The organism is Roseateles sp., from assembly GCF_047654785.1.
In the GTDB taxonomy this organism is placed as follows: Bacteria; Pseudomonadota; Gammaproteobacteria; order Burkholderiales; family Burkholderiaceae_C; genus Pelomonas.
Genome location: NZ_JASGKQ010000003.1, coordinates 1,984,321 through 2,006,209, shown reverse-complemented (window position 1 = coordinate 2,006,209; position 21,889 = coordinate 1,984,321). Strand labels below are relative to the sequence as shown.

At 71.1% G+C, this 21,889-nt stretch carries 19 protein-coding genes; 1 reads left to right on the top strand and 18 read right to left on the bottom strand.

Annotation, left to right across the window (positions count from 1 at the left end; translation table 11 throughout):
* Positions 1-2,232, bottom strand: a complete 2,232-nt coding sequence (locus tag QM788_RS18240) for a TonB-dependent receptor plug domain-containing protein (protein WP_415662866.1) — start codon at positions 2,230-2,232, stop codon at positions 1-3.
* A gap of 129 nt (positions 2,233-2,361) precedes the next feature.
* Positions 2,362-4,719, bottom strand: a complete 2,358-nt coding sequence (locus tag QM788_RS18235) for a Tex family protein (protein WP_415663008.1) — start codon at positions 4,717-4,719, stop codon at positions 2,362-2,364.
* A gap of 145 nt (positions 4,720-4,864) precedes the next feature.
* Here QM788_RS18235 and QM788_RS18230 point away from each other — a divergent pair, with 145 nt between their 5' ends.
* Positions 4,865-5,509: a glycoside hydrolase family 19 protein gene (locus tag QM788_RS18230; RefSeq protein WP_415662865.1), complete on the top strand. Its 645-nt coding sequence runs from the start codon at positions 4,865-4,867 to the stop codon at positions 5,507-5,509.
* A 6-nt stretch (positions 5,510-5,515) separates the two neighbouring features.
* On the opposite strand, the gene QM788_RS18225 is transcribed toward QM788_RS18230, so the two are convergent.
* From QM788_RS18225 to QM788_RS18150, 16 genes are all read right to left on the bottom strand, one after another.
* A complete protein-coding gene (locus tag QM788_RS18225; protein WP_415662864.1) occupies positions 5,516-6,283 on the bottom strand; it encodes a substrate-binding periplasmic protein in 768 nt (255 codons plus the stop codon).
* Between the two features lie 35 nt (positions 6,284-6,318).
* Complete coding sequence (locus tag QM788_RS18220) at positions 6,319-7,566, bottom strand: TIGR03862 family flavoprotein (RefSeq protein ID WP_415662863.1); 1,248 nt, start codon at positions 7,564-7,566, stop codon at positions 6,319-6,321.
* Between the two features lie 25 nt (positions 7,567-7,591).
* Positions 7,592-8,281, bottom strand: a complete 690-nt coding sequence (locus QM788_RS18215; RefSeq protein ID WP_415662862.1) for an NUDIX hydrolase — start codon at positions 8,279-8,281, stop codon at positions 7,592-7,594.
* Positions 8,282-8,303: 22 nt separating this feature from the next.
* Entirely contained in the window at positions 8,304-9,890 is a 1,587-nt protein-coding gene (locus QM788_RS18210) for a nicotinate phosphoribosyltransferase (protein WP_415662861.1), read from the bottom strand.
* Positions 9,891-9,932: 42 nt separating this feature from the next.
* Positions 9,933-10,796, bottom strand: a complete 864-nt coding sequence (prs, locus tag QM788_RS18205; protein ID WP_415662860.1) for a ribose-phosphate diphosphokinase — start codon at positions 10,794-10,796, stop codon at positions 9,933-9,935.
* 130 nt (positions 10,797-10,926) lie between these two features.
* The gene (locus QM788_RS18200; protein ID WP_415662859.1) at positions 10,927-11,811 is read right to left on the bottom strand and encodes an SDR family oxidoreductase; all 885 of its coding nucleotides are present in this window, start codon (positions 11,809-11,811) and stop codon (positions 10,927-10,929) included.
* Positions 11,808-12,251 (bottom strand): GNAT family N-acetyltransferase, encoded by a 444-nt coding sequence (locus QM788_RS18195; RefSeq protein ID WP_415662858.1) that lies wholly within the window; start codon positions 12,249-12,251, stop codon positions 11,808-11,810. Before QM788_RS18195 ends, QM788_RS18200 begins: the two co-directional genes overlap by 4 nt.
* Positions 12,251-13,273 carry an NADP-dependent oxidoreductase gene (locus QM788_RS18190; RefSeq protein ID WP_415662857.1) on the bottom strand — a complete coding sequence of 341 codons (1,023 nt, stop codon included), beginning with the start codon at positions 13,271-13,273 and terminating at the stop codon, positions 12,251-12,253. Before QM788_RS18190 ends, QM788_RS18195 begins: the two co-directional genes overlap by 1 nt.
* A 78-nt stretch (positions 13,274-13,351) precedes the next feature.
* A complete protein-coding gene (gene kdgR, locus QM788_RS18185) occupies positions 13,352-14,152 on the bottom strand; it encodes a DNA-binding transcriptional regulator KdgR (protein WP_415662856.1) in 801 nt (266 codons plus the stop codon).
* Positions 14,153-14,197: 45 nt separating this feature from the next.
* Positions 14,198-15,478, bottom strand: a complete 1,281-nt coding sequence (locus tag QM788_RS18180) for a pectate lyase family protein (protein ID WP_415662855.1) — start codon at positions 15,476-15,478, stop codon at positions 14,198-14,200.
* Entirely contained in the window at positions 15,475-16,563 is a 1,089-nt protein-coding gene (locus tag QM788_RS18175) for a pectinesterase family protein (RefSeq protein ID WP_415662854.1), read from the bottom strand. The genes QM788_RS18180 and QM788_RS18175 overlap by 4 nt, the downstream gene beginning before the upstream one ends.
* Positions 16,560-17,741, bottom strand: a complete 1,182-nt coding sequence (locus QM788_RS18170; RefSeq protein ID WP_415662853.1) for an oligogalacturonate lyase family protein — start codon at positions 17,739-17,741, stop codon at positions 16,560-16,562. Before QM788_RS18170 ends, QM788_RS18175 begins: the two co-directional genes overlap by 4 nt.
* Complete coding sequence (locus QM788_RS18165; RefSeq protein WP_415662852.1) at positions 17,742-19,031, bottom strand: ABC transporter substrate-binding protein; 1,290 nt, start codon at positions 19,029-19,031, stop codon at positions 17,742-17,744.
* The gene (locus tag QM788_RS18160) at positions 19,028-20,134 is read right to left on the bottom strand and encodes an ABC transporter ATP-binding protein (protein WP_415662851.1); all 1,107 of its coding nucleotides are present in this window, start codon (positions 20,132-20,134) and stop codon (positions 19,028-19,030) included. Before QM788_RS18160 ends, QM788_RS18165 begins: the two co-directional genes overlap by 4 nt.
* Complete coding sequence (locus QM788_RS18155) at positions 20,134-21,006, bottom strand: carbohydrate ABC transporter permease (protein WP_415662850.1); 873 nt, start codon at positions 21,004-21,006, stop codon at positions 20,134-20,136. Before QM788_RS18155 ends, QM788_RS18160 begins: the two co-directional genes overlap by 1 nt.
* A complete protein-coding gene (locus QM788_RS18150; RefSeq protein ID WP_415662849.1) occupies positions 21,003-21,884 on the bottom strand; it encodes a carbohydrate ABC transporter permease in 882 nt (293 codons plus the stop codon). Before QM788_RS18150 ends, QM788_RS18155 begins: the two co-directional genes overlap by 4 nt.
* Positions 21,885-21,889: the final 5 nt, after the last annotated feature.

Sequence of the window (21,889 nt, the reverse complement as noted above, 5' to 3'; positions counted from 1 at the left end):
TCAGAACTTGTGTTCCCAGTTCACCGCATACCAGGGCACCGGCTGGCGCTCGCTGAGGCTGTAGTCCGGCAGGCCGGCGATGGCCACGCGCGTGCCCTGCCTGGGCTGGAACAGGCCGCTGGCGCTCACGCGCACGCTGTCCTGGCTGCCCAGCTGCAGCGCGGCGAAGGCGTCCAGCGAACGCGAGGCCAGGCTTTCCTGGCTCTGCAGCACGGTCTGCTGCACGGTGAACCGGGGCGCGATCTGCGCGCTGATGCCCATGTTGAGGGGCAGGCTCTTGAGCCGGTAGTCGGCGCCCAGGTTGAGCTGCCAGGGCTGCTGGCCCTCCAGCCGGTTGTCGGGGCCGGGGATGTCGGCGACCCGGGACTGGTAGACGTTCAGCGACGCGCGCAGGCTCAGCGCCGTCGTCGGCTCGAACAGGCTGGGGAAGAGCTCGCCCGCGCGGCCCTTGACCTCGAACTCCAGGCCGGTGGTGCTGGCCCGGCTGAGGTTGATGGGCCTGGCCACCCAGCGCGGCATCGCCGACCAGCTGACGCTGTTCTCCAGCGCCAGCGCGTTGCGCACCAGGCCGGTGATGCGGCGGTGGAAGGCGCCCACCGACACCATGCCGCCGGCCGGCAGGTAGGTTTCCCAGGCGAGGTCCAGGCCGGTGGCCAGTTCGGGCTGGAGGGCGGGGTTGCCGACCCGGTCCGGCGTGGTCTGCGTGTTGGTGCGCGCGTCGGGGCCGATGGCGGGGTAGTCGGTGTTGATGGTCGGGCGGGCGATGAGCTGCTGCACGTCGGCCGCCTTGTAGCTGCGCGTCAGGCTGGCGCGCACCAGGTCGCGGCCCTTGGGGTCGGGCTTGAAGTTCAGGTGCAGCAGCGGCGTGGTGACCTGGCTGGTGCTGTTGAACTCGCTGCCGACGCCGACGCTTTCGATCCGGATCCGCTCGTGGCGCAGGCCGACGTAGGCGGACCACTGCGGGCTGATCTCCCACTCGTCCTGCGCATAGGCGGCGGTGCGGGTGATGGTGGCGTCGAAGGGCTGCCCCTCCAGGCCGGGCAGCAGGTCGGCGCCGTTCTCCGTCGTGCGGCGGGTCTCGTCGCGGGTGCGGCGCTCCAGCTCGCCGCCGACGGTGACCGTGTGCGCCTCGCCGGCGTACTGGCTGTACTTGCCTGCCAGCGTCGCGTTGCGGTTGCGGTTGTCGCCGGTGGTGGTGCGGGTGACGGTCTGCGCGCCGTCCTGGCCGCGGCCGAGGAAGCCGAAGTTGAAGTCGGCGCCGCCGCTGCCGGCCCCGGCACGCAGCTCGATGCGGCGGTCCTCGCCGAAGCGGTTGTTGTATTGCAGGTTGACGCGCTGCGCCGAGAAGGTGCCGCGGTTGCGGGTGCTGTCCAGCACGCTGGGCGGCAGCACGCTCTGGCCCGGCGTGGCGGCGAGGATCTGCGTCGTGCTCTGGCCGTCGGAGCGGAACTGGTTGCGCACGAAGAAGCCCTGCAGCGCCAGCGTCTCGTCCTCGCCCAGCTTCCAGTTCAGGCGCGGCGAGATGTTGAAGCCGCGGCCGTGGGAGCGGTCGCTGCCGGCGCTGGCCAGGTGGGTGCTGCCGGCGTCGCGCACGCGCTCGCCGTCGCTGTCGGTGACGGAGTTCCACTGGTAGACCGAGACCGGCAGCACGAAGCCCACGCCGCCGACGATGCGGTCCCCGTAGGTGAAGCCGGCGTTGACGACCGGCTTCTCGCTCGCATAGGCCAGGCCCAGGCGCATGTCCTTCTGCACGACGCGCGGTGCGTCCTTCAGGATGATGTTCAGCGTGCCGGCGATGGCCTGCGCGCTCTGGTCGGCCGTGGGCGCCTTGCTGACCTCCAGGCGCTCGACCTGGGCGGGGTTCAGGTTGTCCAGGCTGAAGCCCGGCGGCGCCGGCTCGCCGTTGACGAGGATCTGCGTGTACGCGCCGCCCAGGCCGCGCATGCGCAGCTGGCCGCCGGAGACGTTGATGCCGGGCAGGCGCTTGAGCACGTCGGAGAGCTGCGTGTCGCCGTACTTGTCCAGCTCCTCGCGGCCGTAGAGCTGCTTGGCCACGGGCTCGCGGCGGCGCAGGTCGGTGTCGGTCTGCTGGCGCGTCACGGACACGCGCTCCAGCTGCTGGCTGGCGGGCGTGGGCGGCGTGTTCGTGGCGCGCTCCACCTCCTGCTGGGCCAGCGCCAGGGCAGGGCAGAGCAGGAGCAGGAGCAGCGACGCGAGGGCGGGGGTTTTCAAGGGGAACTCCGGGGAAGGCGGGGAAGCGGCGCCGCGGCCACCGGCGGCGCGATGGCGCGATGGCGCGGTGGCGCGGGCGGCATCATGGCAGCGCCGGGCGGCGGTGCCGAAGGTCAGCCCCGCGGGTTTTCAGCGTTTGGTCTGCAATTTGGCAAAAGCCGCCGCCATCGCGTTGCCGCCGGCCGGCGCCGCGTCGCGCGGGCCGCCGCCCTGGCGCTCGTGGCGCGCCGCCGGGCGGAAGGCGTTGTCCGGCCGCGGGCCGCGCGGCGCCTGCGCGTCCAGCTTCATCGTCAGCGAGATGCGCTGGCGGGCCAGGTCCACCTCCAGCACCTTGACCTTGACGATGTCGCCGGTCTTGACCACCTCGCGCGCATCGTTGACGAATTTGCTGGACAGCTGGCTGACGTGGATCAGCCCGTCCTGGTGCACGCCCAGGTCCACGAAGGCGCCGAACTGCGCGACGTTGCTGACCGTGCCCTCCAGCAGCATGCCGGGCTGCAGGTCCTTCACGTCCTCGATGCCGTCGTTGAAGCGCGCGACCTTGAAGTCGGGCCGGGGGTCGCGGCCGGGCTTCTCCAGCTCGGCCAGCACGTCCTTGACGGTGATGGCGCCGAACCGGTCGTCGGCCAGCAGCTCGGGCTTCAGCGTGCGCAGCACCTCGCTGCGGCCGATGACCTCGGCGGCCGGGCGCTTCAGCAGCGCCAGCGCCTTCTCGACCAGCGGATAGGTCTCGGGGTGGACGCCGCTGAAATCCAGCGGGTTGTCGCCGCCATGGATGCGCAAAAAGCCCGCCGCCTGCTCGAAGGTCTTGGGGCCGAGGCCCGTCACGTCCAGCAGCTGCTGGCGGTTGCGGAACGCGCCGTGGGCGTCGCGCCAGCGCACGATGCTGGCGGCCACCGAGGCGGACAGCCCCGACACCCGCGCCAGCAGCGCCTGCGACGCGGTGTTCAGGTCCACGCCGACCTTGTTCACGCAGTCCTCGACGACGGCGTCCAGCGCGCGCGCCATCTCGCCCTGGTTCACGTCATGCTGGTACTGGCCGACGCCGATGCTCTTCGGGTCGATCTTGACCAGCTCGGCCAGCGGGTCCTGCAGCCGGCGCGCGATGGAGACGGCGCCGCGCAGGCTCACGTCCAGGTCGGGCAGCTCCTTGGACGCGAATTCGCTGGCCGAGTAGACCGACGCGCCGGCCTCGCTGACCACCATGCGCTCGATCTTCACGCCGGCATCCAGCGCCTGCAGCTTCTTGACCAGCTCGCCGGCCAGCTTGTCCGTCTCGCGGCTGGCCGTGCCGTTGCCGATGGCGATCAGGTTCACGCCATGCGCGGCGCACAGCCGGGCCAGCGTGTGCAGCGCGCCGTCCCAGTCGCGCCGGGGCTCGTGCGGGTAGACGGTGGCGGTGTCCAGCACGCGGCCGGTGTCGCTGACCACGGCGACCTTGACGCCGGTGCGGATGCCCGGGTCCAGCCCCATGACGACGCGCTTGCCGGCCGGTGCGGCCAGCAGCAGGTCGCGCAGGTTCTCGGCGAAGACCTTGATCGCCGTCGCCTCGGCGGCCTCGCGCAGCCGCGCGAACAGGTCGCGCTCCAGGCTCAGCGAGAGCTTGACCTTCCAGGTCCAGCCGATGGTCTTGCGGATCAGCGCGTCGCCCGGGCGGTTGGCGTGGCGCCAGCCCAGGTGCGACGCGATGCGGCCCTCGGCCAGGCCGGGCTGGCCGGCGACGGGCTCCTCGTCCAGCACCAGCTTGGCGTCCAGCAGCTCCAGCGTGCGGCCGCGGAACACGGCCAGCGCGCGGTGCGAGGGCACGGTGCGGATGGGCTCGGCGTAGTCGAAGTAGTCGCGGAACTTGGCGTGGTCCGGCAGCTCGCCGTTCTTGCCGTCCATCAGCCGGCTCTGGAACAGGCCTTCGGCCCACAGCCACTCGCGCAGCTTGCCGACCAGCACCGCGTCCTCGGCCCAGCGCTCGGAGAGCAGGTCGCGCACGCCGTCCAGCACCGCGTGCGCATCGGCGAAACCGGCCTCGGCCAGCGCCGCCCAGCCGCCGTCCCGGGCGGCCGCGAAGCCGGTGGCCTCGGCCAGCGGGTCCAGCGACGGGTCGGCGAACAGCCGGTCGGCCAGCGGCTCCAGGCCGGCCTCGCGGGCGATCAGGCCCTTGGTGCGGCGCTTGACCTTGTAGGGCAGGTAGAGGTCTTCCAGCTCCTGCTTGGTCGGCGCGGCCTGGATGGCGGCCTCCAGCTCGGGCGTCAGCTTGCCCTGCTCGGCGATGCTCTTCAGCACCGCCGCGCGCCGGTCGGCCAGCTCGCGCAGGTAGACCAGGCGCGCGTCCAGCTCGCGCAGCTGCGTGTCGTCCAGGCCGTCGGTGGCCTCCTTGCGGTAGCGGGCGATGAAGGGCACGGTGGCCCCGCCGTCCAGCAGGTCGACGGCGGCCTGCACCTGGGCCGGCCGGACCTTCAGTTCGGCGGCGATCTGGGAAACGATGTGGTCCACAAACACGAAGGGCGCCGTCCGGGCGCCCTGGGGAATACGCGAAGGCGCGCATTCTGCCAAACCGGGCTGGGCGCATCCCCCATCGCGAGGAGGCGCCCGCCGTGGCGGCTGGCTAGGCTGGGGCCTGCATTGCCGGAGGTTCGCCATGCCCATCGTCCTGTCGCTGCCGCTGCTCGCCCAGCTCGCACCCAACGCCCGCTCCAGCTACCGGGAGGCCGCCGCTGGCGCCCAGTCGGTGCTGGACCGCCATGGCATTACGAACAGCCGGCTGCGCCTGGCGCATTTCCTCGCGCAGATCCTGCACGAGAGCGGCGCGCTGACGCTGCAGCAGGAGAACCTGAACTACAGCGCGCCGCGCCTGCCGGCGGTATGGCCCAGCCGCTTCAAGCCGCGCGGGCCGCTGGACCCCGCCGCCTATGCGAACAACCCCGCCAAGCTGGCCAACGAGGTCTACGGCGGCCGCATGGGCAACACGCGTCCGGGCGACGGCTTCCGCTACCGCGGCCGCGGGCTGCTGCAGCTGACCGGGCGCGACAGCTACCGCGAGGCCACGCGCATCGTGCGCCGCTTCACGCCGGATGCGCCGGACTTCGACGCCGAGCCGGACCTGGTGTTCAGCGCCGCCTGGGCGCTGCCCATCGCTGCCGCCGAGTGGGAGGCCAAGGGCTGCAACATGTTCGCCGATGAGGACCAGATCACCCGGGTCACGCAGCGCATCAATGGCGGGCAGATCGGCATCGCCGACCGGCGCGATTGGCTGCTGCGCGTGAAGGCGCTGCTGAAGGCCTGACCACCGCTACCGGGCCTCGGCGGGCCGGCGCCAGCGCTCCTGGAGGGCCTTCGCGGTGCCGTCGGCGTTGACGAGGCGCATGCCCTCGTCGAATGCGGCCAGCATGCGGGCCGCGTCCGGGTGGTGGCGCGAGAAGGCGGTGTAGATGCCGAACGCGTTCAGCTGGCCGACCACCTTGAACCGCCCGGCCAGGTCCTGATGGCGCTCGAACAGCCGCTGCGCGTTGAGGCCCGGCGCCAGCGTGTAGTCGGCGCGGTCGCGCAGCAGCAGGCGGAAGTTGGTTTCGTCGTGGCTGGTGACGACGCGCCGGATGCGCGGGTTGGCGTCGAACTCGCTGCCGTACTCGTAGCCGCGCGTCACGGCGACCCGTTCGCCGTCCAGGTCGCGCACCTGCAGGCCGCCGGGGCGCTTCATCGCCGCCTCGGCGCGGGCGTAGATCAGGAAGCGCTCCTCGAACATCGGCCGGGCCGGCCAGCGGTAGGCGTGCTTGATCTGCAGCGTGCGCGTGGTGTTGAAGCAGGCCGCCAGCGAGCCGGTCCGGGTCTGCGCCATGCAGCGGGCGTAGGGCATCGGCTGGAAGCGGGCCTGGACGCCGACGGCGGCGAAGGCCGCCGCCACCAGATCCACGGTGAGGCCCTGGGCGCGGCCCTGGCGCTCGGCCGAGTAGGGGAACCAGTCGTCCTCCGCGCCGATGAGCACCGTGCCCTCTTGCGCCCATGCGGCGGCCGCCGGCAGCGCCAGCGTGGGGAACAGCAGCGCATCGCGTCGGCGCATCGTGAAGGCTGCAGGGGGGGGTGTGCGGCCCATGCCTAGCGGCCGCCGCGGGCCAGCAGGCCCAGCGCCGCCGCGCGGCCGCTGGCCAGGCAGGCGGTGAGCAGGTAGCCGCCGGTGGGCGCCTCCCAGTCCAGCATCTCGCCGGCCGCGAACACGCCGGGCAGCTCGCGCAGCATCAGCCCGTCGGCCAGCGCCTCGAAGCGCACGCCGCCGGCCGTGCTGATGGCCTCGGCCACCGGCCGCGGCGCATGCAGCCGCAGCGGCAAGGCCTTCAGCGCCGCGGCCAGCGTGGCCGGGGCCAGCATCTGCTCGCGCGTGAGCAGCTCGTGCAGCAGGCCCAGTTTCAGCGGGCCCAGGTGCAGCCGGCTCTTCAGGTGCGAGGACAGCGAACGGCTGCCGCGCGGGTGGGCCACCTCGGCGAGCACGCGCTCGGGCGTCAGCTGCGGCAGCAGGTCCAGCTGCAGCGGCGCGCTGCCGTCACGGGCGATGCGCTCGCGCAGCGCGCTGCTGGCGGCGTAGACCAGCGAGCCCTCGATGCCGGTGGCGGTGATGACGAACTCGCCCGCGCGGGCCGGGAAGCCCTCGGCCGCCAGCGCCACCGGCTTGACCGGCTGGCCGGCGAAGTCGGCCGCGAAGCGCGCGCTCCAGCCGGGGCCCTGCGGGTGCGCGGCCGTGGGGCCGACGTCGAAGCCGCAGTTGGCCGGCCGCAGCGGCGCCACGTCCACGCCGCGGGCCTGCAGCAGCGGCGCCCAGGCGCCGTCCGAGCCGAGCTGCGGCCAGGACGCGCCGCCCAGCGCCAGCAGCGCGGCGGCCGGCGTGACCAGCCGCTCACCGTCCGGCGTGGCGAAGCGCAGCGTGCGGCCGTCCTCGGCCCAGCCGGTCCAGCGGTGGCGCATCGCGAACTTCACGCCGCCGGCGCGCAGCCGGTGCAGCCAGGCGCGCAGCAGCGGCGCGGCCTTGAGGTCGGCCGGGAACACGCGGCCGGAGGTGCCGACGAAGGTCGGCACGCCCAGCGCGCCGGCCCAGGCGCGCACCGCGTCGGCGTCGAAGCCGCGCAGCAGCGGCTCGATTTGCGCGGCGCGCGCGCCGAAGCGGCCGGCGAAGGCGTCGAACGGCTCGGCGTGCGTCAGGTTGAGCCCGCCCTTGCCGGCGAGCAGGAACTTGCGGCCGACGCTGGGCTTGGCGTCGAAGACGGTGACGGCCTGGCCGGCGGCGGCCAGCACCTCGGCGGCCATCAGGCCGGCCGGGCCGCCGCCGATGATGGCGATGGGATCGGGGGTCATGGGCCCGATTGTCCCGCCGTGGTCGTCAGCCGCCGCTGATCAAGCCTTCGATGTAGGCCAGGTCGCCGCGCAGGCGGTAGCCTTCGGCCGGCCGACCCACGGCGCCAATGCGCACGTCGGTGGCGACCAGCGCGTCGGCCGCCAGCATCTTGCGGCGGAAGTTGGCCTTGTTCTCGGTGGTGCCGCAGACCAGCTCGTAGGCCTGGCGCAGATCGCTCAGCCGGAACACGGGAGGCAGTAGGTGCGCAACGATGGTGGAGTAGCGCGCCTTGGCCTGCAGCCGTGCCAGCGCGGTCTGGATCAACTCAGTGTGGTCGAAGGCCAGTGGGGGGAGGGCCGGCGTGGGATGCACGGCGTGCAGCGATACGGCGCCGGCTTGTATCAGCGCGTCCACCGCCGAGGGCTCGTGCAATGCCAGGTAGACGACGCTGGCCGACCAGCCGCGCGGGTCGCGTTTGGGGCCGGACGCCGTGTAGACCTGCTCCAGGTGGCTGGGCGTGAAGCCCAGCTTCTGCTTCAGGATGCGCAGCGCCGCGTGCGTGGTGGATGCGTCCACGTGACCGGTACGCGGGTCGCCATGCACGTAGCCACCGGGCAGTACGGCCCGGCCCGCGAAGGGATCTTCCGTGCGCGTCATCAGCGCAACCTGCAACCGTCCGTCATGAAGCGTGAGGATCACCACGTCCACCGTCAGGATGGGGTTCTGGTAGTGCATGGTCGCCGTCTCGGCTGCGCCGTCAACCGCCGTTGCGCAGCCGCGCACGGATATCGGCCAGCGACTGGCGGCGCAGCAGCTCGCCGTCCTTGAAAACGGTCTCCAGCAGGCCGCCGGCTTCCTGCTCGGGTGTCTGGCGGTCGTGCAGCACGTAGTGCTCACCGTCGCGCTCGACGCGCAGCAGGCCCACGGCCGACTTCTTGGTGCCAGCGTCGGTCTTGGGGTCTTTGGACAGTTCACGCAACTCGCCGTTGACGACACCGGCCGTGGCCTTCATCGCCATGCCGAAGCTGTCGCGGGTGATGAACTGGTAGCTGTAGCTGCCCACGCCCAGCACGACGTTGGTGGAAGCGAAACCCTTGGCTAGCAGGCGTTGCATGATGGCGTCTGCGCGCTGCAGCGTGATGGAGTCGCCGTAGATCAGGCCCACGCGCTCATGCAGCACCTTGAAGCCCTTGGCGGTTTCGGCGCCACCGAAGATGTCCCACAGGCATTGCACGGCACCACGGCGCTCGGCATCGGTGATGAGGGCGTTGTCGTTACGCACGGTGAAGTAGCCGTCGGCGGAGCGGGCGGGTTGGCCGCTGGCGTCTGCCACCAGTTCTTCGTCCAGATAACCGGTCAGGATCAGCACCGGGTCGCCCGAATCGGGGCGAAACACGACTTTGGCTTGGCCCAGCGCGTTGGGCGTGCGGGCCAGGATTTCGGCTTTCAGCGTGAGCGCGTACTCGGTGATGACCTGCCAGAAGTCCCAGGTGTCGCTGACGATGCTGACCATGCCGCCGGGGTAGGTTTGGGTGATGAGGCGGCGGAAGGTGCCGATCTCGTCCAGCTTGCCGCCCATGCTCATCACGCTGTGCTCGGTGGCGGGGATGGAGCCACCCACCATCTCCGTGTCGCTGTTGGCGTCGTAGTAGTCCTCCACGTAGTCGATGGCGCTGACCGTGTCGGTGCCGGTGAAGCTCAGCAGGTGGCCGGCGCCGCTGCGGGCTGCGTCCTCGGGGCCTGACATGCCGCGGGCCGAGAAATCGTGCGCCTGCCAGTCGATGAACAGCGGGTCGCCGCCAGTCATGTCGCAGTAGGCCTCCAGCAGGCGGCGGTACTGGTAGGCCAGCGTGGCCACGGTCATGGGTTTCCAATTGGCGCTGCTCAGCACGGTCTCGATGTAGTTGGTCAGCCAGAAGAACTGCGGCAGCGTCTCGGTGACGGTGAATGGCGGCACCTTGATGTCCACCAGCGAGCCTTCGGGCAGCGCCTTGATGTGCAGCGGCAAGTAGCCCAGGTCGTGCAGTGCCTCGATGTGATCTGCCGGCACGGCGCCAGGGCCGAGGGCGTTGTCCATGCGACGGCGGTAGCGGGCCACGGCCTTGGCCTTGGGAAGTTGGAAGAACTCGCTGTTGAAGGCGTCCATCAGGATGTCGAGGATGAAACCCTGCAGGCCGAAGAACACGACCTTGCCGTTGAACGCTGCCGGACCGGTGCGCAGCACCGGTGCCAGGCGGTCGGAGCGGGGCGTGAAGTTGCTGTAGACCTTCTCGGTGCCGGCGGGGTACTGGAACACGTGGCCCGACTTGTAGAAGTCGATCAGGTTCAGGGGGTTCAGCTTCATGGCGTTTCTTCTTTCTCTCTGGGGTGATTGGTGATGTGGGTGTCAGGTGGCGGGCGTCAGGCGGGTGGTGTCGGCCAAGGTAGGGTCGGCGCAGTGCGCGGCAAAGATGCCGTCGAACCAGGGCTGCAGGGGCGTCAGCCCCTTGGTGAACAGGCCGTGCGTCACGTACAGGAACAGCGGTTGCGAGGTCTTGCCGCGCAGAACCTGCGCCAGTGCGATGAAGGTGCCGCCGCCATCGCAGATGTCGTCAACGATCAGCAGCGGCAGGTCGGGCAATTCGCCCGAGACTTCGGCGCTGGACAGCTTGCCGGTGACCGGGTCGCGCGTCTTGGTGGCATAGGCGACTGGGGCACCGACGGCCTTGGCGACCAACTCGACACGCTTGCGGGCGCCGACGTCGGGTGCCACCAGCGCGACTTGGGGTAGATGCACCAGCGCGCCGGTCAGCAGCGCCTGCACGTAGTGCGCGGCGGGCAAGATGCGCACGCGGTCGAGCAGCGCGGGTGTTACGTCGCTGTGTGGGTCGGCGATGGTGACCGAGGCGAAGTTCAGGCTGTTGACCAGCCGGCAGAAGACGGCAGCGGATAAAGGTTCGCCGGGCAGGGCGACGCGGTCCTGCCGGGCGTAGGGCACGTAGGGCATGACCAGATGGATCTCCGCATCGTGGCGGGTCGCGCGGCGTAGTGCGTCCGCCGTCAGCAGCAGGTCCATCACGCCGTTGGTGTCGTGCAGATGCGCCGTCAGTGTCCAGATGCGGTCGCGGCTGACACCGACGCTGGCGGGCAACCGGACGTGGCGCTCGCCGCCGGGGAAGGCAAGGAACTGAAGGTCGGGATGGCTGTCACCATCGGACGCATCGAGCGCGGCGGGGGTGGCAAATGATTGCAGGGAGAAGCGCGAGATCATGTTTCGTCCTTGTTTGTCTCATTGTGAGACAAATTGAGGAGGGTGAACAGACCCCAAAAGAAACAGGCGCTGATTTCAGCGCCTGTGGGAATGGGACGTGCAGCCGGAGGCGTCGATACGACGCCGGCCATCAGCCCGCGCGCAGCTTGGCGCGCAGCGTCGCGCCGATCTCGGGTTTGTCGATGAAGGGGTCGGTCGGGTTGCGCTGCTGCATCACGTCTTCCAGCCGCGTCTGCACGCCGGCCAGCGCCTGGGGGTGGCTGAAGATGTAGAACTTGTCGTGGTCGATGGCGTCGAACACCAGCGCGGCCACGTCGGCGGCGGTCAGCTTGCCGGAGTTCACGGCCTTGTCGGTCTGCGCCTGCGAGATGAGCTGGCTCTTGGTCGGCCGGGCCGCCGCGAATTCGCCGGGGCGGTTGCGGTGGCTCTGGCTGATGCCGGTCGGCACGAAGAACGGGCACAGCACCGAGGCGCGCACCTGGTCGGTCACCAGCGACAGGTCCTGGTACAGCGTCTCGGAGAGCGACACCACCGCGTGCTTGGACACGTTGTAGACGCCCATGTTGGGCGGGTTCAGCATGCCGGCCATCGAGGCGGTGTTGACGATGTGGCCACGGTAGGCCGGGTCGGCCTGGGCGGCGGCCAGCATCATGGGCGTGAACAGGCGCACGCCGTGCACCACGCCCATCAGGTTGACGCCCAGCACCCATTCCCAGTCGCTGACGCTGTTCTCCCAGATCAGCCCGCCGGAGCCGACGCCGGCGTTGTTGAACACGAAGTGCGGTGCGCCGAAGCGGGCCTGCACCGCGTCGGCCAGGGCCTGCATGGGCTCGGCCTTGGCGACGTCGACGACGCGGGACAGGACCTGCACGTCCTTGAACTCGGCGGCGGCGCGGTCCAGCGCGTCGGCCTGCACGTCCACCAGCACGAGGTTCATGCCGCGCCGGGCGGCGAGGCGGGCGGTTTCGAGGCCGAAGCCGGAGCCGGCGCCGGTGATCACTGCGGTGGGGGTCATGGGGTCCTCATTTCGATGTGGGTGATGCCGTCTTCGAGGTAGGGCGCGCCGACGGGCGCGAAGCCGAAGCTGGCGTAGAAGCGCGCCAGGTGGGCCTGGGCGTGCAGCGTGATCGCGTGGCCGGGCCACAGCCGCCTGCACTGCGCGACCGCCTCGGCCATCAGCGCGCGGCCCAGGCCGATGCCGCGCGCGGCGGGCGCGGTGACGACGCGGCCGATGACGGCCTCGGGCGCCTTCACGCCCGGCGGCAGCAGGCGGGCGTAGGCGCGCAGCGCGCCGCTGTAGTCATGGCCCAGCAGGTGCCAGCCCAGCGGGTCGATGCCGTCGAGGTCGAGGAACAGGCAGCGCTGCTCGACGACGAAGACGGCGGCGCGCAGGGCCAGCGCGTCGTAGAGCGGCCGGGCCTGCAGTCCGTCGAAGGGAACGCAGGTCCAGCGCATCAGGCCAGCTTGACGAGCTGCTTGCCGAAGTTGCGGCCCTTGAGCAGGCCGATGAAGGCCTCGGGCGCGCTGGCCAGGCCCTCGGCCACCGATTCGCGGTATTTCAGCCGGCCGCTGGCCACCAGGCCGCCCAGCTCCTTCAGCGCCTCGGGCCAGACCTCCATGTGCTCCGAGACGATGAAGCCCTCGACCTTCATGCGGTTGACGAGGATGAGCTGCGGCGCGGCCAGCGGGATGGCCTGCCCGTCGTAGCCGGAGATCATGCCGCACATGGCGACGCGGCTGAAGGCGTTGGCGCGCAGCAGCACGGCGTCCAGGATCATGCCGCCGACGTTCTCGAAGTAGCCGTCGATGCCGTCCGGGCACGCGGCCTTCAGCGCGGCGGACAGCGACTTCACGTCGCCGTGCTGCTTGTAGTCGATGCAGGCGTCGAAGCCGAGTTCCTCGACGACGTAGCGGCATTTGTCGGCGCCGCCGGCAATGCCCACGGCGCGCGCGCCGCGCGCCTTGGCGAGCTGGCCCACGGCCGAGCCGACGGCGCCGCTGGCGGCGCTGACCACCACGGTCTCGCCGGCCCGGGGGGCGATGATCTTGACGAGGCCGTACCAGGCGGTCACGCCGGGCATGCCCACGGCGCCGAGGTAGGCGGACAGCGGGATGTGCGTGGTGTCCACCTTCTGCAGCACGCCGCGCTGGCCGGCGTCCACGGTCAGGTACTCCTGCCAGCCGCCCATGCCGACGACCGGGTCGCCGACGCGGAAGTGGCCGTTCCTCGACTCGACGACCTCGCCGGCCGTGCCGCCGATCATCACCTCGCCCAGCGGCTGCGACGCGGCGTAGCTCTTGCTGTCGTTCATGCGGCCGCGCATGTACGGGTCCAGGCTCAGGAAGTGGTTGCGCACCCGCACCTGGCCGTCGGCCAGCGGGGCGAGCGCGGTCTCGACCAGGCGGAAGTTGTCGGGCGTGACCTCACCCCGGGGGCGGGAGGCGAGGACGATCTGGCGGTTCAGGGTGGGGCTCATGGCGGCAGGCGGTGCGACGGACAGCCGGCATTGAAGCATCCCGCCCGCGGCCCCCGCGTCCCAGGGGCGACAAGGCGCTCAGCCGGCGATCGGGTAGGCCGTGCAGCCCAGCTTCTCGGAGATGTCGCGGCTGGCGGCCTGCAGCATGCGCACGACCTCGGGCGCTTTCTCCTCGCTGAAGCGGAAGGTGGGGAAGGACACGCTCATGCCGGCGATGGGCTGGCCCAGCCGGTCGAAGATGGGCACGCCCAGGCAGCGGATGTGGTCGTCGAACTCCTCGCGGTCCTCGCCGAAGCCCTGGGCGCGCACCTGGGCCAGCTCGGCCAGGAAGGCCGGGCGTTCGGTGATGGTCTTGTCGCGGAAGCGCGTGAAGGTGGCGCCGTCCAGGATGCGGTCGCGGCGCTCGGGGTGCTCCCAGGCGAGCAGCACCTTGCCGATGGCGGTGCAGTGCAGCGGCGCGCGGCGGCCGATGCGCGAGTACATGCCCAGCATGTGGCGCGAGTCCACCTTGTGGATGTAGATGATCTCGCTGTCGATCAGGCTGCCCAGGTGGACGGTCTCGCCGGTGGCGTCGGCCAGCATCTGCATGTGGTGCTTGGACAGGTCCACCAGCTCGGGCGAGGGCAGGGCCTTGGCGCCGAGCTCGAACATGCGCATGGACAGGCCGTAGCGCTCGCTGTCGGCCTCCTGGCGCACATAGCCCAGGCTCTTCATGGTCTGCAGGAAGCGGTAGACCGTGGCCTTGGGCATGGCCAGGCGCACCGACAGGTCGGTGATGCCGATGTCGCTGCGCTCCCCCAGGGCGTTCAAGATGGCGAACACCTTGAGCACCGCCGCAACCGATTCCGGCTGCTTCGAATCACCACTGTCGTCGTCCATCGTTTCGATTCTTTCGGGCGCTGGTTCCAGGGGGCGGATTCTGACTCAGCGCAGGCGCGGGCCGGCCTCCGCGCGGATTCGCTCAGCAAGGCGATCGGGATGGGCGGTGCGCAGCGCGGCGGCGTCGTAGGCGTCTTCCGGGCGCCAGCCGACGTCGGCGGACAGCGGCTCGTCGGGGTGGGCCGCGTTCCAGGCGGCCCGCAGGTCCACCGGCCGGCCGTTCAGGCGGTTGCCGCGGTCCAGCAGCGCGCTGCCGCCCAGGCGGCGCAGCAGCCGGTGGGCCGGGATGACGGCGGGCAGCTCCCAGGCGTTGTCGTCGCTGACCAGGCGCGAGCGCAGGCCCACGCCGAGGGAGTAGCCGAAGTCGGCGGCGTGCCCGGCGCTGAACAGGTTGCTCGCCACGTGGACGCGGCCGAAGCGCACGCGCGGCGTGCGCTCCTTGCAGGCGTCGAAGTGGTTGTGGTGCAGCGTCACGCGCAGCAGGCCGTCGTCGCCGGTGCGGGCGTCGCCGCCGCCGATGAGCAGGGTCTTGTCGTGCCCCTGGAAGCGGCACCAGGAGACGGTGACGAGGTCGCTGCCGTGGGTGATGTCCAGCAGGCCGTCGTGGTGCTGCACGCGCTGGCCCAGGCGCTGGGGTTCCAGGCGGTCGGGGTGGTGGCCGTCGTCGAAGTGGCAGTGGTCCACCCACACGCGCCGGGCGCCGCGCAGCGACAGGTTGTCGTAGGCCGAGTTCCACTCGCCATGGCCGTTGTCGCGCGGTTGCCATTCGGGAAAGTGGTCGTAGGCGTCGCGCAGGTGCAGGTCGCGCAGCACGACGTTGCGCACCTGCTCCAGCAGCAGCATGCCGCGCGTGAAGCCGGCGCCCGGCGCGGCGCCGACCAGCGTGGTGTTGGACGGCAGGCGCACCGTGGCGGCCCGGGCCTGGCGCTGGGCGGAGCGGCGGCGCGCGTCCTCCAGCGGGCCGGCGGGGTCGCCGCGGCCCCAGGTGGCGGGGTCGAAGGCGCGGTCGAAGGCGTCGGCGTCGAAGGCCGGGTCGCGGAAGGCCTCGGCGTCGCCGGGGCAGAGGTCGATGAGGGCGTGGACGCGGATGAGCTTGGGCGCATCGCCCAGGCGCAGCGCGGCGTCCAGGCCGGCGCGGTCGTGCACGTCGAAGACCCGGCCCGGCCGGGCCGGCATGCCGGTGGGGGAAGCGTCGCCGGGCACGACCGCGCCGGCCCAGCCCAGCGGGCGGTCGGCGGCGTCCCGGGGCGGGCTCGCGCAGCCGGCGAGCGCGGCGAGGCCGCCGAGTGCGGGGAGGGCGAGGGCGCGGCGGCGGGTGAGGGTCATGGCCGGTTGTCGAATTCGTGGAGGCGGTGGGTGGCGGCGTCGAAGGGGCGGCGCGAGGTGCTGGCGGCCCAGGGGCCGACATGCTCGCCGATCTCGCTGTCGCGCACCACGGCCAGGCCGTTGGGGCTGCGGCCGGCCTGCCAGGTGCCGGGCTTGACGCCGGCATCCCAGGCGCGGCCCAGCGCGGTGCTGCCCGGCGCGACGCCGGGCTCGGCGACGAGGCGGCTGTGCGTGACGAGGAAGCCCTGCGCCGCGTCCGGCGCCGTGCTGGGCGCCAGGATGATGCCGCCCTGCCCGGGCGCGCGGCGGTGGGCGCGGGTCAGCAGCGTGCTGTGCTCGATGACCAGCACGGCGTTGCCGAAGACGAAGTCCACGTCGCCCGCGATCAGGCTGTGGCGGATCAACTGGCGGGCCGGCGCGCCGGCCGTGCGGCGCTTGGCGTACAGCGTGTCCTGGTGGCCCAGCAGGCGCACGTTTTCGAGCTGGAGGCGGTCGCCCATCAGCGTCAGCGCGACGGCCTGCGCGCCGCCGCTCTCGCCGCCGCCGGGCGGGTAGGCCCGGCCGGCGCGCACGCCGTCCATCGCGTCGTTGGCGATGGTCAGCGAGAGCAGCTGCACGTCGTCGCTGTCCACCAGCAGCGTCGTGCTGCCGCTGGTGCCGATGGCGGTCTTGCCGAGTTCGGGCCAGCAGGGGTGGGCGGGCTCGTCGGCGGCCTTCGGCCGGCCGGCGAAGCGGTGGTCCACCAGCACGACGGCGCCGGGGTCCAGCGCCGCGCCGACCAGTGCGAGCGGCGCCTTGTCCCGGATGCACAGCGGGCCGCGGTAGGTGCCGGGCTGGATCTGGATGACCCAGCGCCGGGGGCTGCGGGCCGGCGCCTGGTCGATGGCGGCCTGCACCGACTCGCCGGGCCGGACGACCAGGTCGGGCGCGGCGGCGGACAGGTCGGCCAGCGGCGCGGGCCGCCAGTCGCCCAGGTAGGCGGCCGGCGTGTGCGCTGCGGCCTGCCCGGGCGTCAGCTGCGGGCGCGGCTGGGTCGGGCTCGCGGCGGCGGCCAGCGCCAGGGCCAGCGCGAGCAGGGGCTTCACAGGTCGGCCAGGTAGAGGGCCGGCTCGACGCCGTTCGCGCGCTCCTTGTCGCAGCTGAACAGCACCTGCTTGCCGTCCGGCGTGAAGCTGGGGTGGGGGTGGGTGACCTGGCGGCTGTCCTTGTAGACGTCCCAGCCGCTGTCGTGGCGGGCAATCTTCCGAGTGGACGGGCGGGCCGTGCCGGCCTTCAGGTCGAACAGGTGCAGATAGGGGTCGCCCGTCAGCATCGCGTTGCTGGCGGCGCTGTCGCCGCTGGCCTGGCCGCAGCCGTCGCCGACGATCAGCGTGCCGTCGAAGTTGCTCATCAGGTGGGAGCACTGCGGCATCGCGGTCAGCACCCGGTTCTCCAGCGTGACCGGGTCCAGGCTGCAGATCCAGCGCTCGGGGGACTGGTGGTCGTAGCTGACGTAGATCATCGCGCTGCCGTCCGGCACCCAGAACTCGTGCGTGCAGCTTTCGCCGTCGCGGTGTTGCTTGCCGCAGCGGCGGTTCGTGCCGTCCTCGTCGATGAACCACATGCGCGCGTCGATGAGGTCGTGCGGGCCTTCGTGGCAGTAGGCCACCGTGTTGTCGTCGAAGGGCCGGTACTGCGGGTGGCCGAGCCAGCCGCGCTGCTCCAGGATGACGTTGCGCTGGCCGGTGCGCAGGTCGACGCTGAAGAGCCGGCACAGCGGCTTCTTGTGGAACATCTCGTTGAACTTCTGCCAGGTGTTCAGCGGGAACCAGTCGGCGGCGGCGATCTCGATGCCGACCATCTTCGTGCAGGCGCTGTTGGCCACCCAGGTGCCGTAGCCGACCCAGCCCTCGGGCACGACGTAGGCGACCTCCTCGCGCAGCGTGGCCAGCTCCAGGCGGATCAGGTTGCGGTCGCCGCGCACGAAGTAGACGAAGCAGTCGTCGGGGCTCATGAAGGCGCCGAAGGTGTTCTCGCGCGCGCCGTCGGTGAGCTGCACGGCGCACTGCGTCTGCAGGTCCAGCAGGTGCAGGTTCCAGTTCGGGCTGGGCTGGGGGCCGAACTCGCCGCCGAACATCAGCTTCGTGCCGTCGTTCGTGAAGCACTTCTGATAGAAGTAGTTGCGGTGGCAGGTCACGTCCGGCGGCGTCAGGCGGGTGACGCGGGCGCCGGTGTCGGGGTCCTCGCGGGTGAGGAACTGGAACTGGCGTTCGGTGGCTTTCATCTACTGGATCCTCTGCAGCAGCGCATTGCCCTCGGCGACGAGCCGGCGCGCGGCCTCGCCCTCGGTGGTCTTGTGGTACGCGACGGTCTCGAAGACCTCGCGCATGAACTTCTGGAAGCGCGCGTGCTCGAACAGCGGCGCCGGGCGGATCAGCCGGCCGGCGTCGCGCTGGGCCTGGATCTGGTCGTGCGCGGCGAGCTCCAGCGGCGGCAGGCCGCCGGCCTGTTGCAGCACGGCCAGCGCCCCCTTGGCGCTGGGCAGGCCGCGGGTGCGGCCGAGCAGGCGGGCGGCCTCGGGGTCGGTCAGCAGGAAATTCACCAGCCGCGCGGCGAGCGCCGGCTGGCGGCAGTTGCGGCCGACGGCGTACATGACCGTGGGGCGGCCGAACAGCCCGCTGTCCCGGGCGCCGGGCAGCGTCGGGAAGGTGCCCAGCGCCAGCTTCTCGCCGGGCGCCAGCGTGGAGGCGCGCAGGCCGATCACCGAGTCCCAGGTGTAGTTGCCGGCCCAGCGGCCGGCCACCCAGTCGGGCTGCTGCTCGGTGGGCTTCTCGGCGCCGCCCAGCGACGCGCGCAGCGGCAGCGGCGTGGCGACGTGCTCGGCGATCAGCCGCTTGTAGACCTGCACCCACTCCAGCGCGGCGGCCGGGCTCATCGCCACGCGCGGCCGGGCCGGGTCCACGAAGGGCGTGCCGTGCTTCTGCTGGATGTAGCTCTGCGACAGCAGGATCATGTCGTAGAGCTCGCCGTCCAGCGGGTAGGCGCCGTCGCCCAGCCTGGCGCGGAAGGCGGGGCCGGCGGCGAACAGCTGCTGCCAGGTCTGCGGCAGCGCCAGGCCGGCGCGCTGGAAGGCCGTCTGGTTCCACAGGAAGATGCGCGCGCTGAAGGAGATGGGCAGCGCGTTGAGCCGGCCGGCGACGCGGCCGTAGGCCAGGTCGTCGTCGCCGAACTGGTCCAGCGCCAGCTCGCGGGCCAGGCCGCTCAGGTCCGTGAAGCCGTTGCCGCGCTTGCTGAACATCGCCAGCCAGGCCCAGTTGATCTGCATCACGTCGGGCTCGGAGCGGCCGGCGATCTGCGTGGTCAGGCGCTCCAGGTAGCCGTTGAAGCCCATGTACTCGGCCTTCACGCGCACGCCGTGGCGCTGCTCGAAGACCTTGAGCGCGGCCAGCGTCGCCTGGTGGCGGCTGGCGCCGCCCCACCAGGCGAAGCGCAGCACCGGGCGCTCCTGGGCGTGGACGAAGGGCGCGGCCAGCGCGGCGCCGCTGGCGATGAGGGTGCGGCGGTTCAGGCTCATGCGAGGAGGCTCGCGCCGTCGTCGCCCGCGGCGAACAGGTGGGCGTGGTTCATCTGGAAGTGCAGGCTCAGCGCGGCGCCGCGGGGCAGGGCGGCCAGGGCGCTGCCGTCCTCGGCCGGCACGCGCGCGCTGAAGGCGACGCCGCCGAGGTCGAAGTAGGTGAAGACCTCGGCGCCCATGTGCTCGCAGAACTTCAGCGTCGCGCTGACGGCGGTGCTGCCGGGCCTGGCCGCCAGGCCGATGTGCTCGGGGCGCAGGCCGAACTGCACGGCGCCGTCGGCGGCGGCCTTGAAGCGGCCGGCCGGCAGCGGCAGGCTGACGCCGCCGAGCTGGACGGTGCCGCCGCGCAGCCCGGCGGGCACGATGTTCATCTCCGGCGAGCCGATGAAGCTGGCGACGAAGGCGTTGGCCGGGCGGTCGTAGAGCGCGGTCGGCGTGTCCACCTGCTGGATGACGCCGGCCTTGAGCACGCAGATGCGCTCGCCCATGGTCATCGCCTCGGTCTGGTCGTGGGTGACGTAGATGGTGGTCGCCGGCTGGCCGGCGTCGCGCAGCGAGCGATGCAGCTCGGTCAGCCGCACGCGCATCGCCGCGCGCAGCTTGGCGTCGAGGTTGGACAGCGGTTCGTCGAACAAAAAGACCTCGGGCTTCTTGACGATGGCGCGGCCCACGGCCACGCGCTGCGCCTGGCCGCCCGAGAGCTGCTTGGGGTAGCGCGCCAGCAGGTGCTCCATCTCCAGCAGCTGGGCGGCGTGGCGCACGCGCTGGTCCAGCTCGGCCTTGCCCGTCTTGGCCAGCTTGAGGCCGAAGGCGAGGTTGTCGTAGACCGTCATGTGCGGGTAGAGCGCGTAGTTCTGGAACACCATCGCGATGCCCCGGCCCTTGGGCGCCACGTCGTTGACGACGCGGCCGCCGATGTGCAGCTCGCCGCCGCTGATGGACTCCAGCCCGGCCACCATGCGCAGCAGCGTGGACTTGGCGCAGCCCGAGGGGCCGACGAAGACCATGAACTCGCCGTCGCGCACGTCGAGGTCGACGCCGTGCACGGCCTTGAAACCATTGGGGTAGGTCTTCTCGACCTTGCGCAGGGAGACAGCGGCCATCAGCCTTTCACGCCACTGCTGGTGGCGCCCTCGATGAAGTGTTTCTGCGCCGCGAAGAACACCGCGACGGACGGGATCAGCGCGACGACGGAGATCGCGATGACGTTGGCCCACTCGACTTCCTCGGTGGCGCCGATGCTCATCTTCAGCGCCAGGCTGACCGGGTATTTCTCGACCGAGGCGAGGTAGATCAGCGGGCCCATGAAGTCGTTCATCGTCCAGATGAACTGGAACACGACGACGCTGATGATGGCCGGCTTGAGCAGCGGCACGATGATGTGCCAGAGCAGCTGCAGCGCGTTGCAGCCGTCGATCAGCGCGGCCTCTTCCATGTCGCGCGGGATGCCGCGCAGGAACTGCACGAGCATGAAGACGAAGAAAGTGTCGGTGGCGAAGGCCGAGGGCACGATCAGCGGCAGGTAGCTGTCCAGCCAGCCCAGTTCGCGGAACACCAGGTACTGCGGCAGGCGCAGCACGATCAGCGGCAGCATCATCGTGCCGACCATGATGCTGAACAGCGTCTTCTTGCCCCAGAACTCGAAGCGCGCGAAGGCGTAGGCCACCAGCACGCAGGAGATCACCGTGACGACGATGCGCGGGATGGTGATCAGGAAGCTGTTCAGGAAATAGGTGGCGAAGGTGTACTCGGTGCTGGTCTTCCAGCCCTTGGCGTAGGCGTCCAGCGAGAAGCGGTCGGGCCAGAAGCCGGCCGACGTGAAGATCTCGCTGTTGCTCTTGAAGGACGCGCCCACCAGCCACAGCAGCGGGTAGAGCATGACGATGGCCGTCGCGCCCAGCATCAGGTAGCGCAGCCAGGGCGTGCGGCCGTCGTCGCCGACGGCGCGTTCCTGCAGGTCAGCGGCGGTGCTCATTTCTTGGACTCCCCGGCATAGAACACCCAGTACTTGCTGCTCCAGAACGAGATCGCGGCCAGCGCGGCGACCAGCGCGAACAGCACCCAGGACAGCGCCGCGCCATAGCCCAGGTTGAAGAAGCGGAAGCTCTGGTCGTAGATGTAGAGCGCCAGCACGTAGGTGGAATGCAGCGGGCCGCCCTCGGTGATCAGGTAGGGGCCGTTGAACTCCTGGAAGGCGTGGACCATCTGCATGATCAGGTTGAAGAAGATCACTGGCGTGATCAGCGGCACGGTGATCCGCCAGAACTGCTGGTTGACGCTGGCGCCGTCGATCTCGGCGGCCTCGTACAGCGACTTCGGCACGTTCTGCAGCGCGGCCAGGAAGATCACGCAGGCCGAGCCGAACTGCCAGGTGAACAGCAGCACGATGGTCCACATCGAGTAGTGCTCGTCGGCCAGCCAGGGGATGGGCTCCAGGCCGAGCCGGGCCAGGATGATGTTGACCAGGCCGTTCTTCGCGAACACGAAGCGCCACAGCACCGCCACCGCGATGGATCCGCCCAGGATGGACGGGATGTAGAACGCCGCGCGGAAGGCGTTGATGCCGCGCAGCCGGAAGTTCAGCACCTGCGCCACCACGAGCGCGAAGCCCACGCGCAGCGGCACGGCCAGCAGCGCGAAGGTCAGCGTCACGCCCAGCGACTTGGTGAACAGCGGGTCGCCGGTCAGCATCTCCTCGTAGTTGCGCAGGCCCACCCACTCGGGCGGGTCGATCAGGTCGTACTGCGTGAAGCTGAGCGCGAAGCTCATCACGAAGGGGAAGAGCTTGAACAGCAGCACGCCCAGCACGAAGGGCAGCACGAACAGGAAGCCCAGCTTTTTGTTCTCGTACATCTCAC

Bases quoted from the DNA above. Each gene is read 5' to 3' on its own strand.
- QM788_RS18230 (WP_415662865.1), top strand. From the start codon at position 4,865: ATGCCCATCGTCCTGTCGCTGCCGCTGCTCGCCCAGCTCGCACCCAAC.
- QM788_RS18225 (WP_415662864.1), bottom strand. From the start codon at position 6,283: ATGCGCCGACGCGATGCGCTGCTGTTCCCCACGCTGGCGCTGCCGGCG.
- QM788_RS18220 (WP_415662863.1), bottom strand. From the start codon at position 7,566: ATGACCCCCGATCCCATCGCCATCATCGGCGGCGGCCCGGCCGGCCTG.
- QM788_RS18215 (WP_415662862.1), bottom strand. From the start codon at position 8,281: ATGCACTACCAGAACCCCATCCTGACGGTGGACGTGGTGATCCTCACG.
- QM788_RS18210 (WP_415662861.1), bottom strand. From the start codon at position 9,890: ATGAAGCTGAACCCCCTGAACCTGATCGACTTCTACAAGTCGGGCCAC.
- prs (WP_415662860.1), bottom strand. From the start codon at position 10,796: ATGATCTCGCGCTTCTCCCTGCAATCATTTGCCACCCCCGCCGCGCTC.
- QM788_RS18200 (WP_415662859.1), bottom strand. From the start codon at position 11,811: ATGACCCCCACCGCAGTGATCACCGGCGCCGGCTCCGGCTTCGGCCTC.
- QM788_RS18195 (WP_415662858.1), bottom strand. From the start codon at position 12,251: ATGCGCTGGACCTGCGTTCCCTTCGACGGACTGCAGGCCCGGCCGCTC.
- QM788_RS18190 (WP_415662857.1), bottom strand. From the start codon at position 13,273: ATGAGCCCCACCCTGAACCGCCAGATCGTCCTCGCCTCCCGCCCCCGG.
- kdgR (WP_415662856.1), bottom strand. From the start codon at position 14,152: ATGGACGACGACAGTGGTGATTCGAAGCAGCCGGAATCGGTTGCGGCG.
- QM788_RS18180 (WP_415662855.1), bottom strand. From the start codon at position 15,478: ATGACCCTCACCCGCCGCCGCGCCCTCGCCCTCCCCGCACTCGGCGGC.
- QM788_RS18170 (WP_415662853.1), bottom strand. From the start codon at position 17,741: ATGAAAGCCACCGAACGCCAGTTCCAGTTCCTCACCCGCGAGGACCCC.
- QM788_RS18165 (WP_415662852.1), bottom strand. From the start codon at position 19,031: ATGAGCCTGAACCGCCGCACCCTCATCGCCAGCGGCGCCGCGCTGGCC.
- QM788_RS18160 (WP_415662851.1), bottom strand. From the start codon at position 20,134: ATGGCCGCTGTCTCCCTGCGCAAGGTCGAGAAGACCTACCCCAATGGT.
- QM788_RS18155 (WP_415662850.1), bottom strand. From the start codon at position 21,006: ATGAGCACCGCCGCTGACCTGCAGGAACGCGCCGTCGGCGACGACGGC.
- QM788_RS18150 (WP_415662849.1), bottom strand. From the start codon at position 21,884: ATGTACGAGAACAAAAAGCTGGGCTTCCTGTTCGTGCTGCCCTTCGTG.